9 protein-coding genes and 1 pseudogene are annotated in these 11,804 nt (G+C 51.8%); 1 reads left to right on the top strand and 9 read right to left on the bottom strand.

The window, feature by feature from the left end:
• Nucleotides 1-23: 23 nt before the first annotated feature.
• On the bottom strand, nt 24-590 hold the full coding sequence (locus QY332_17940; GenBank protein ID WKZ35495.1) for a biotin transporter BioY: 567 nt from the start codon (nt 588-590) through the stop codon (nt 24-26).
• A gap of 80 nt (nt 591-670) precedes the next feature.
• Here QY332_17940 and QY332_17935 point away from each other — a divergent pair, with 80 nt between their 5' ends.
• Entirely contained in the window at nt 671-1,102 is a 432-nt protein-coding gene (locus QY332_17935) for a secondary thiamine-phosphate synthase enzyme YjbQ (protein WKZ35494.1), read from the top strand.
• 4 nt (nt 1,103-1,106) lie between these two features.
• Here QY332_17935 and QY332_17930 read toward each other — a convergent pair whose 3' ends face one another.
• The 8 genes and pseudogenes from QY332_17930 to uvrA form a co-directional block, all read right to left on the bottom strand.
• Nucleotides 1,107-1,961, bottom strand: coding sequence for a hypothetical protein (locus QY332_17930; GenBank protein WKZ35493.1), 855 nt, complete (start codon nt 1,959-1,961; stop codon nt 1,107-1,109).
• Nucleotides 1,962-2,038: 77 nt separating this feature from the next.
• Nucleotides 2,039-3,361 (bottom strand): cyclic 2,3-diphosphoglycerate synthase, encoded by a 1,323-nt coding sequence (locus QY332_17925; GenBank protein ID WKZ35492.1) that lies wholly within the window; start codon nt 3,359-3,361, stop codon nt 2,039-2,041.
• A gap of 143 nt (nt 3,362-3,504) precedes the next feature.
• Complete coding sequence (locus QY332_17920; protein WKZ35491.1) at nt 3,505-4,773, bottom strand: arginine deiminase family protein; 1,269 nt, start codon at nt 4,771-4,773, stop codon at nt 3,505-3,507.
• A 78-nt stretch (nt 4,774-4,851) separates the two neighbouring features.
• Nucleotides 4,852-6,654, bottom strand: coding sequence for an arginine--tRNA ligase (argS, locus tag QY332_17915; GenBank protein WKZ35490.1), 1,803 nt, complete (start codon nt 6,652-6,654; stop codon nt 4,852-4,854).
• 34 nt (nt 6,655-6,688) lie between these two features.
• Nucleotides 6,689-7,242, bottom strand: a pseudogene (locus QY332_17910) (hypothetical protein).
• Nucleotides 7,243-7,292: 50 nt separating this feature from the next.
• A complete protein-coding gene (gene rpsT / locus QY332_17905; protein ID WKZ35489.1) occupies nt 7,293-7,652 on the bottom strand; it encodes a 30S ribosomal protein S20 in 360 nt (119 codons plus the stop codon).
• A gap of 129 nt (nt 7,653-7,781) precedes the next feature.
• Nucleotides 7,782-8,561 (bottom strand): LysM peptidoglycan-binding domain-containing protein, encoded by a 780-nt coding sequence (locus QY332_17900; GenBank protein WKZ35488.1) that lies wholly within the window; start codon nt 8,559-8,561, stop codon nt 7,782-7,784.
• Nucleotides 8,562-8,704: 143 nt separating this feature from the next.
• On the bottom strand, nt 8,705-11,593 hold the full coding sequence (gene uvrA, locus QY332_17895; GenBank protein WKZ35487.1) for an excinuclease ABC subunit UvrA: 2,889 nt from the start codon (nt 11,591-11,593) through the stop codon (nt 8,705-8,707).
• Nucleotides 11,594-11,804 lie beyond the last annotated feature (211 nt).

Below are 11,804 nucleotides of genomic sequence, written 5' to 3'. Positions count from 1 at the left end.
TCATGCGGTCTGTTTTTTATGATTTACCTGACAAACTTCCAGGCCGCAGGCAGTACCAGCGCAGCCGCAATTAATTTGATAAGGTCGCCAGCTAAAAACGGGAGCAAGCCCAACTGGGCAGCTTTTCCCACACTTCCCAATACGTTGGACAGCCACACGACGCCGAAGAAGTAAATGATAAGCGTGCCGGTCAAAAACGGCAGGATGGACGTACGCACGCTTCGCTCCAGGCCGCGTTCTGCCAGCCAGCCCACGACATACGCCGCCCCGACGAATCCCAGCAGATAGCCCGCCGATGCCCCAGTGAGGATTCCAATTCCGGATGCGCCGCCTGCGAAGAAGGGTAGTCCCACCACGCCTTGGGTGATGTAGGCAGTCATTGCTGCCGCCCCGCGTTTGGAGCCGAGCAATGCCCCGACGAGTAAAACAGCAAATGTTTGGCCGGTAATCGGCACAGGTTGAAGCGGAATTTCGATCTGCGCGAACAGGGCGACCAGCCATGAGCCTGCAAGGACAAGAAGTATATCGCGTAGCCAAATGGATGTGTTCGGAAAGTAACGGGTGGACAAAGTGGGTGCAAGTGCGGTCATGTTAAGAAAATTTCCTTTGTATGTTTTTTTGATACAACCCAAAATAGTCGAAAGAGTTAGCCTGCTATAATCCCGTCATAATGAACTGGCAAAAAACCACACTCGAAACTTCCACCTCTGGCAAGGGACTTCTCGACATTACCGCATCCATCCGTGCGCAGTTGAAGGAGTGGGGCGTGCGCGAAGGCATGTGCTTCCTCTTTTTACAGCACACCAGTGCATCCCTAGTCATTAGCGAGAACTGGGACCCAACCGCCCGCGCGGACTTGGAGACCTTCATGGAACGCCTCGTCCCCGAACGGGACAGTTGGTACACGCACGATCTCGAAGGACCCGACGACGCCACCTCCCACATCCGCGCAATGTTGACCGATACCAGCCTCATCATCCCCATTGATGACGGTGATCTATCACTCGGCACCTGGCAGGGAATTTACATCTTTGAGCACCGCACCCGCGGCAAAGCCGGTCACAGACGAAAGGTGTTGATGCGGGTATTGTCGGTGGAATAAGTGATCAGGGTTCGAGGATTTGGCATCCCTCTACATAGCAGCGGGGATTTTCACCGTAAGTGAAGATAAGAATTCTTTCTAGATTGTAATCGTAATCATCATAAAGCCTAATTTCATTGGAAATTTTATCTGCCTCCAACACTAATATGTCAGCAGAAGTATCTGTATAAGAAATAAGTAACGGATCGCAAGATTTGTATTCAAGGGTACATTCATGCAACGTGTAAGTTTCTAAGTCACAGGTATTAATTCCCCATTCATCACATTGCCATGCTAAAAAGTATCTGTTCTGCCCTAACTGTGTGCCAGCCCAATCATAGTATGAAACTTTTTTCATCCCATGTGAATAAGTCAAGACGCCGTTTATGGTTCGGATAATATTTGCAGCACCTCTTTCGTCATCACAAATAATTTCAAATGGATCTTGTAAATAACCAAAAAACTGAGACTCGTACTGTAAGCCATCCCATACTGTTAATGGATCAAATGTCCATTGATAATCACCCAATGGATGCATCCACGTGATGTAATAAGTTCTTCCGTCACATATGACGCGATTCTCAATTTTGGGAAAGAAAGCGACAATATGCCAAATATTGATAAGACTTAACAAAGCTATCAAAGTCAAGGTTGCGAATTTCAAGGAAAGATCCTTTACGCACCGATAAATTGCTATAAATATGAGAAGGGCAATAAATAGAACAATTCCCACCAAAAAACCTGCGTTTGGATCGTTGTAATATTTGAAGACCAATGGCGTTAGCCAGAACCATCGCAGATAAATGAGGACAGTAAATGCGATGATTAATAAGAGTAAGTTTTTATGAATCCATGCATAAATTTTTCTTGCCGATCCCATGTTTTCTACCTTATTACATTACATAAAGAAATCGGATGAATTTTATCATCCGATTTCTATTACTAGTCTCTAATCTCCTACTTCTTCTTCCCAAACTTCTTCATCAACACATCCGTCAACGTCGGCTGACCGATCTCCTGCAACTCGTAGCGCACACGTTGGGTCGGCTTGTTGATCTTCATCACGCGCGAAAGGTCGATCGGCGTGCCGATGATGACCATGTCCACATCTGCCTTGTTGATCGTCTCTTCGAGTTCCCTGGTCTGCTTGTCGCCGTAGCCCATGGCGGGCAAAATCGCGCCCGTGGTCGGGTACTTCTCGAAGGTCTTGGCAATGGAACCCACCGCGAACGGACGCGGGTCCACGATCTCTTTTGCGCCGAAGCGGCGGGCGGCGACGTATCCAGCGCCGTATGCCATCTCACCGTGCGTGAGCGTCGGACCATCTTCCACCACCAGCACGCGCTTGCCGAAGATGGCATCGGGGTCATCCACGAAGAGCGGAGAAGCGCCTTCGATCTGCACGGCATTCGGATTCAACTTGCGCAGGTTCTCGCGCAGTTTGATGACATTTTCCGCATCCGCCGTATCCACTTTGTTGATGACGAAACAATCCGCCATGCGCACGTTGGTCTCGCCGGGGTAATACGTGGATTCATGTCCGGTGCGGTGCGGGTCTGCAACCACGATCTGATAGTCGGGCACATAGAACGGGAAGTCGTTGTTGCCGCCATCCCACAGAATAATATCCGCTTCGGCTTCGGCTTTGCGGATGATCTTTTCGTAATCCACGCCAGCATAGATGATCACGCCGTTGTCGATGTGTGGTTCATATTCCTCGCGCTCTTCGATGGTGCATTCATATTCATCGAGATCGTCATAGCTTGCGTAACGCTGCACTTCCTGCGCGACGAGATTTCCATACGGCATCGGGTGACGTATGGCAGCGACTTTATATCCCATCTCCTGCAGGATCAGGGACACGCGTCTCGTTGTCTGACTTTTGCCTGAGCCCGTCCGAACGGCACTGATCCCAACCACTGGCTTGTTTGACTTGATCTGGGTATTCTTTGTGCCCATGATGCGGAAGTCTGCGCCGGCGGCGTTGACCATGCTGGCTTTGTGCATCACATATTCATGCGGCACGTCGCTGTAGGAAAAGACGACCTGTTCTGCATTGTATTTCTTGATCAGGTCGAGCAGTTCCTCTTCTGCGCGGATGGGAATCCCTTTCGGGTACTGCGCCCCAGCCAGTTCGGTCGGGTAGACGCGGCCCTCAATGTCGGGGATCTGGGTGGCTGTGAAAGCGACGACTTCGTAATCCTTGTTGCCGCGGAAGAAGGTATTGAAGTTGTGAAAATCGCGCCCTGCGGCGCCCATGATGATGGTTTTGATCGGCATAGGAAACTCCTGTGCATGTCACAATGAGGACAGTGTCCGGAGATGCTCGGGGTGGGATTTGAGACCTCCGTTTTTACCCACAGTGACATTTTCGATAGTTATTGTCTAATCTAATGGAAATCGATACGAACGTATAGTAACGTTTAGCCTGTTTTTGATGTGACTGATTTCAAAGTCCGCCTGACCGGTGCCGTTAAACAATGCACCGCCCCATAGCCATTGACCAGTTTGTTCAACTCCGCGCTGAGTACGCGGAAGCCGCGTTTCTGCAATTCCTGAATTACTCGTTGGTTTGTGGAGAGTGCCATGATGACGGTTTTGTTTCCAAGGTTGAGCAGGTTGGTGGCAAAATTCTTCTGCTCGGCTTCATCCACTTCCAAAATTTCGATTCCTTTTGCTGACAGGAATTCCCGAAAGCCGCCAAGTTCCTCGATGATGAAACTATGCATGTTGCGCGAAATGCGGATGACCTCACGCCGGTCGAGTTCGTGGCCGTATGCCATGACCAGATTCGGCGCCAGCGGGATCCAGAACATGTCCAAATGCATGATGCGCATGTGTTCCTCGGTGGGGGCACCGTAAAGGGCGGCTTCTTCCACATGCCGCTTGTTGATCACTGCCACGATTTGAATTCCCTGGCGCTCCATGTCCGTGCCGATCTTTTTGGATAGGTTCTTGACCGCACTCAAAGTTGTCCGTGCACCGATGCCGATGTAGCAGGTGTCGCCGAGAATGGCAATGTCCCCACCCTCGATGGTTCCGTGATTCACTTCGACAAAACCATTCTCGTATCCAAGTTCGCGCAAGGCGTGCTTAAAAACTTCCACTTCGGGCTTACGGATGTCCCACTTTAACGCGGAAAGCACGATGCGGTCCGTCAATGACTGTGACTGATCCCTGCCGTAGAAAATATTGGCAAGCGGAAGCTCATGCGAAAGGCTGAGCATATGATTGAGACGGATCGCTCCCGCCTCCCCATAGGCTTGAACATCCTCCCTCAATATTTGTTTGATTTCCTGTTGTACCTGAAAATAAACTTCATCAATATCCCCATGAATGCCCTCGTTTGAAAAGTCCGCAATTTTGTGCTCGCGGTACGTCTCGTAATATTCCCCCGCCCGTTGAAGCAGTTTTTGTTCCGCTTCCGCAAGGCTTTTCGGTTCGCCTGGAATTTCCGTTGTGGAGAGTGTCTTTACCAGTGCATCCTTTGCGCGCGTGACCTTGATTTCCTCTCCCTCGATCAATTCCTGCATGTGGCGGAATTCCCGCCGCGCCTCCTGTACATCGTAATAACTGAAAAAGAGGCTTTTTGACTTGGGAAGCAATTGCCCCAGCAAAACCTCGATGCCCGGCTCGCCCCAGACCAAAACTTCCTCCAATGGATGTATCTCGTCAAATAGTTGTATCTTCATTTTCACCGATAAAATAACAGGCCCAATACCCTGTGCATCCAGCCTGTTTGCGTGTCCGCGTTTTGGTTGTATGCCTCACTACATCACATCAGGTGCTTGAATATCAAGCAGACGAAGTGCATTGGCGATGGTTTGCTTCGCGGCCGCCACCAGTCGCAGACGGGCCTTCTTGATTTTTTCGTCCTCGGTTTGCAGAACGGGTACGGCATGATAGAACGAGTGGAAGGCGTTCGCCAGGTCATAGGCGTAGGTAGCCATCACGAGCGGACGATACTCTTCTGCCACCTGCTGCACCTTCTGCGGGAACTGTGACATTTGCTCAATGAGTTCGATTTCCTGCTTGGTCAGTTCGTAGTCAAACGTCGCGTCTGTTACTTTGCCGGCTTTCTTCAAAATCGAATTTGCCCGCACATGCGCATTCTGAATATACGGACCCGTGCGCCCATCGAAGGATAGCGCTTCGTTGATATCGAAGACGATGTCTTTGTTGTTATCCACGGAAAGCATGGAGTACACCAGCGCGCCCAATCCGATCTGTGAAGCGATCTTCTGACGCTCTTCGGCGGGGATGTCCACGCTCTTTTCGGCTTCCACCGAAAGCACGCGCTTGATGGCTTCATCGTAGACTTCCTTGAAAATTGCCACGCGTCCCTTTCGGGAGGACATGGCGCCTTCGGGCAGGCTCACAAAACCATATCCCAGGTGAAAACATTTCTCAGCCTGTGGGAAGCCCCACAATTTCAAGATCGCAAAAGCCTGCTGTAAGTGAAGTGACTGGCGCACATCCACCACGTAGATCGAGCGGTCCACATGATATTGCTCGAATTTGACTTTTGCCAGCGCCAGGTCTTTTGTCAGATACAACGTTGTGCCGTCGCTGCGCAGGATCACATTTGTGCGGTATTTTTCCTTCTTGAGTCCCAGCTTTTCGTCGATTTTCACGATCACTGCGCCGCCCTGCGGACGTTCGTCATCAGCGATGTTCTTTGCGATCAATTCTTCGACGATTGCCTTTGAAGGCTCGTCCACATCACTTTCATAGAACCATACGTCTATCTTCACATCAAGCATGTGGAGGATTTCGCGCAGTTCCTCCAGACTCCATTCGCGGGTCACGCGCCATAACTCGCGTACATATTCATCGCCCACGTCCCATTTGCGATACATTTTACGGCGCTCGGCTTCATAGGCTTCGCGTTGTGCGGTCTGTTCGGGTGTTTCATTTTCCTTCTTTTCCAACAACAGATTGGCTTCCACGTACAATTTCAAAAGCCACTGTCCGCGCTCATGCACGCCTGCGGGTTCCTGTCCTTTGTAGAACTTGTCATACATCCACATCACGGTGATGACGCTGAGCCCTAGGTCGCCGGGATAGGATGCGCGGATGGTCTTGTATCCTGCAAATTCCACCAGCCTAGCCAGCACCTCACCCAAAATCGTGTTGCGCGCATGTCCAATATGGAACGAGTGATGTGTGTTCGGCTGGGCATATTCGACCATGACCGTTTCGGACTTCTTTTCGCCTCGTCCAAATTCCATCCCTGAACTGAGAACTTCATCCACCACGCGGCGGGCATAACCGGAAGTCTTGAAATAGATATTGAGATAGCCCTTCACCGCCTCGATGTGACTGATGCCTTCCACGCTTCCCAACTGACCTTTGACTTGTTCGGCGATCTCCTGGGCTTTTTGCGGCACCGGGGCTTTGTTCCCCCTGCCAAGTTTCGCTTCATTGGCAGCGGTCTGGAAAAAGGATGTGGAGAATCCCCACTCCCCGGCAAAGGGGATGGATTGCCATTTGAGCTCGGCCAGCGCAATGTCATTGGCTTTGCAGAACTTTTTAATTTTTTCTTCGATGAGCTGTTGTTCTTTTTGAAACATGGTTTTCGGATTATACCCCTTCGGGCATGATATATCAGCGTAATAGTTTGAAGGCCACAGGCGGCGTCTTTGATCGTTCGATCACTTTTTCAGCGCAATTTTCAGGGTTTAATAAGGATGTATCCACTTCAAGGTCATATTTCACGAATTTGTGGATGGCGTCGAATTGCAAACGCGCCTGACCGAGTGTGCGGTCTTTTCGACCTTTTTCACGCTGCTCCAGCACGTCCAGCGGACAGAATAAACCGATGAGATAGGCATTCATCTTCGCAAAGAGCCGCCGCACTCGTCCACCCAAACTTTTTCCACGAAGACATGGTCTGCGAGGATGTTGTTTCCGCGCAGGGCAGTGGCGGCGATAGCGTGGTGCATGCCTGAAAAAAGAGTCAGCCCCAAAGGTCCGGGATGATGCGCTTTTCCGAGCACATCATCCCAAAGCGGCCGGTCAAGATGCCGGCTGGGTAACATCCAGATGAACCTATCGATTCCCATGTCCAAATACGGCGCCTGCAACCGGTTTTGCAGGGCTTTGAGCAGGGTGGATTTGCCCGAGGAGGATGTGCCGTTCAGAAAAATGATCGTGGACAAATAATGAAAGCGGGAGCCTTCCGACTCCCGCTTTTGTATTCGATGAATGATTATTCTTTTTCCGCAGGCTTCTTCGGCGCGGCTTTCTTTGTCGCGGTCTTCTTTGCCGCTGTCTTCCTCGTCTTTTTCTCTTCAGCGGGTTTGTCGCTGGGCGTGAACGAAGCAAGGCGCTTCATCAGACGGCCTTTGCGGCGCGCGGCATTGTTCTTATGAATCACGCCTTTTTCAGCCGCTTTATCCAACTGGCTGATTGCCTTCAAAACTGCTTCCCTGGTTTCAGGGCTGCCTTCTGTAAAGGCTTTGCGTGCGGTGTTAATAGCGGTGCGGGCGGCGCCGCGGACGTTTCGGTTGCGCAGGCGGCGCTTTTCGTTCTGACGATTGCGTTTGATTTGTGACTGAATATTAGCCAAGGTCTTCCTCCAAAAATACTTACCTTTCTTTACGACAGCGCTGTATTTTACATGAGGCGGGTATATTTGTCCAGTGGAAATGCGAAAATTCCGCAGACATTTCTGCCTGCGGAATTTGGTGTACGCGGGTTAATTGATTGGTGTGAATGTGACGGTGGGCAGCACGGTGCCGGGTCCCGGCGTGATGGGTGTGCTCGTGGGCGGGCGCGTCGGCGTCACGGTGACGAGGTTTGCCGGAATAATGAGCAGCTGCCCGACCTGGATGGCATTGGGGTCGGTTATATTGTTTTCGGCAATAATGGCGTCTATGGTGCTGTTGAAGAGTGCGGCAATGCCAGCCAGCGAATCGCCGGCCAGGATGGTATATTGGAGTTTCGTGCCTCGCGGCAGGTCGGCTGGAATGGAGGTGGCGGTGGGCAGTTGCATGCCCGGGTTGGGGAGCAGGATGATCTGGCCGGGGATGATGTATTGTGTGGCCGGGTTAATGCCGATCCCATTTTCTGCGTTATAGGGATTTAGCAGCAGGATCAGGCCGATGCCGTCATCTCCGAGATTATATTTTTCGACAATCAGCGCAAGATAATCCCCGTCCTGCACTGTGTAATTAAAGGGTGTCGAGAAAGTTGGAGTGGGGGTGATTGTAGCGGTCGGGGTTTCCGTCGGTGTTGAGCTTGGCGGGGGTGGGGGGGTCGGTGTGAACGTCAGGGTTGGGGTGGGGGTTTCCGTGGCAAAGAGCGCGCCGAGCGGCTTGCTGGGACCCGTCAGCCAGTAGACCAGCAAACCGATACCACCCAACACGAAAGCGCCGGCAAGAATGGTGATCACATTGAAGCCGCCGCGATTTCGGCGTTTGCGGTACGAACTGATCACATCGGACGAGATGGGTGAAATGGGCGGTCTATTATTCATGGAAGGTTCCTTTTCACAAAGCGCTTCTTGGGATGCGGTTTCCCATCCAACGCTATGTAAAATAATTCTACCTGAAAAATGAATGTGTGTGTTGTCGGGAAACGGAACATGATACAGGACCAAGCCGGCTTGGTCCTGTGCAGCTATTTACTTGCCCGCCTCATGTGCGCCTTTAAGTATTTGCCTGTATAAGACTCTTTCACTTTCATGACCTGCTCAGGCGTGCCTTCTGCGATCAACTCTCCGCCCCGATCGCCGCCTTCGGGGCCGAGGTCGATCACCCAGTCTGCGATCTTGATAATATCGAGATTGTGCTCGATGATCAAAACCGAATTGCCCGAATCGACTAGCCTCTGCAGCACTTCAATCAATTTGTGCACATCCGCCGCATGCAATCCGACGCTTGGTTCATCCAACACATACATTGTCCTCCCCGTTGCGCGGCGTGATAATTCCTTCGAGAGCTTCACGCGCTGGGCTTCACCGCCGGAGAGGGTCGTCGCCGCCTGACCGATCCGCACATAGCCAAGTCCAACCTCCTGCAGCAGTTTCAGCTTATTTTGCATTTGAGGATAGTTCTGGAACTCGCTCAGTGCATGGTCAACGGTCATGTCTAAAATGTCAGAGATGGAATATTTTTCCCTGAAAAGAACCTGCAAGGTCTCACGGTTAAAGCGTTTGCCGTGGCACACGTCACATGGTACGTACACGTCAGGCAGGAACTGCATTTCGATTCGCAGCTCGCCCTGTCCCTGGCAGGCTTCGCAGCGCCCGCCATGCACGTTGAATGAGAAGCGTCCGGGCTTGTATCCGCGAATTTTGCTTTCGGGCAGCTCCGCGTATAATTTTCTGATCTCATCGAACAGGCCCGTATACGTTCCAGGGTTCGAGCGCGGCGTGCGTCCAATCGGCGACTGGTCAATGTTGATGATCTTATCAAGATGCTGGATGCCCTCGATCTTTTCATGCTCGCCGGCAGACGTGCGCGCACCCATCAACTTTGCCGCAAGCGCGTTATACATAACGTCGCTCATTAATGTGGATTTGCCCGATCCTGAAACGCCGGTGATGCAAACCAGTTTTCCAAGCGGGATCGCGACATGAATACCCTTCAAGTTGTTTGCGGAAGCCCCGATTATTTTTAATGCCCTGCCGTTTCCTTCCCGCCTCTTTTTGGGGACATCAACCTGTTTGCGCCCCGAAAGATATTGTCCCGTCAACGACTTTGGGTGTGCCAGGATCTGTCTCGGGGTGCCCTCCGCGATGACCTGCCCGCCATGCTCGCCTGCGGCGGGACCGAGATCGATCACCCAATCCGCCTCGCGGATGGTCTCATCGTCATGTTCAACGACCAGGACTGTATTGCCAAGGTCGCGCAACCCTTTCAACGTTTCCAGCAGCCTCGCATTGTCGCGTGGATGCAGCCCAATGGATGGCTCGTCCAATACATACAGCACGCCAACAAGACGGGAGCCAACCTGCGTTGCCAAACGGATCCGCTGTGCCTCTCCGCCGGAAAGCGTCACGGCGGAACGGTTCAAGGTTAAATAATCCAGACCGACATTGACCAGAAAGGATAATCTCTCGCTGATTTCCTTGATCACTCTTTCTGCAATTGTCCTTTGCTTGGAGGTGAGCGGGGAGTTTTTTCCTGCGATCTTCCTGACCCAGTCCAACGTCTGCAGAACGGGCCATGAGTTGGCTTCCACGATGTTCACGTCATCCACTGTGACTGCCAGCGCGGCGGGATTCAGCCTTTTCCCCCCGCAGCTTGGGCAGGGACGGTCTGACATGAACTCGGAGATCTTCTCGCGGATGTATTCCGAGTTTGTCTCGCGGTAGCGGCGTTCCATGTTGGTAATCACACCTTCAAACGCGCGCGTGAACTTGAACTCGTTTCCGTTCGCGCCCTGATAGGTCATCTGGATTTGTTTGTCGCCTGTGCCGTACAGGACGATTTTCATTGCATCCTTGGTCAGCTCTTTTACAGGTTTATCCAGATCGATCTTAAATGCTTTCGCGGCGTTGATGAGACTCTGCCAGTAGTAACCGCCTTCGACCTTCGGTCCACTCCACTCCATGCTGATGATCGCTCCATCGTTCAGGGACAAGCTGTCGTCAGGGATGATGCGTTGCGGGTCAATTTCCAGTTTTGAGCCAAGTCCCTGACAGTCCGGGCAGGCGCCTTGCGGTGTGTTGAACGAGAAGGTGCGCGGTTCCACTTCCTGAATGCTGACGCCATGCTCCGGGCAGGCGAGGTGCTCGGAGAATTGCATATCCTCCTTTTTGTCCACCAGGTTGATGGTGACGTAGCCTTCGCCAAACTTGAGCGAGGTCTCAACCGAATCGGTCAGCCGTGTACGCGCGGCTTTCTTTTCCTCCCTATCCCCGTTTTTGGAAATGACGAGACGGTCCACGACCGCTTCAATCGTATGCTGCTTGTAACGATCCAATTCAATTTCATCGTCCAGGGAGGATACGGTTCCATCCACACGGACGCGGGTGAAGCCAGCCTTGCGGATTTCCTCGAAGACAGCTTGATATGTACCCTTGCGGGCGCGCACGAGGGGAGACAGGATCAGCACGCGTGAGCCGTCGGGCAGTTTTTCGATCTTGTCCACGATCTCCTGCGCCGACTGCTTGACCACCTCACGTCCACACACGGGGCAATGCGGAATACCTGCACGCGCAAACAGCAAACGCATGTAATCATAGATCTCCGTTACCGTACCAACCGTCGAACGGGGATTGTGCGAGGTGGATTTCTGATCGATCGAAACAGCGGGGGAGAGACCGTCAATGTAGTCCACATCCGGCTTGTCCATCTGCCCGATGAACTGGCGCGCATACGCGGAAAGCGATTCAACATAACGCCTCTGACCTTCGGCGAAGATGGTATCGAACGCCAGCGACGACTTGCCTGACCCCGATAAGCCTGTAATGACCACGAACTTGTCACGGGGAATTTCAACCGTAATATTTTTCAAATTATGGACGCGCGCGCCCACCACACGGATTTTATTGGATGACATGAATATAGCCTTCTTTGAGGAATGGAAAAGCCAATCAATTATAGCACAAGTGTTCTGAAAACGCCTGTGCTCTTCAAACAGCAAACCAACCTTTAATTATACCAATCCGCTTTTGCGCCTCAAATTTATGACCCGCAATTGGCCATGTTATACTGGGTGCAACTTCTCAAATCCGGCGGTGTTATTTAATCAAGGTCCGCCGGTAAGGTTT

The organism is Anaerolineales bacterium, from assembly GCA_030583885.1.
In the GTDB taxonomy this organism is placed as follows: Bacteria; Chloroflexota; Anaerolineae; order Anaerolineales; family Villigracilaceae; genus Villigracilis.
The sequence above is the reverse complement of the archived record's forward strand: the minus strand, read 5'-3'. Positions and strand labels throughout refer to the sequence as shown.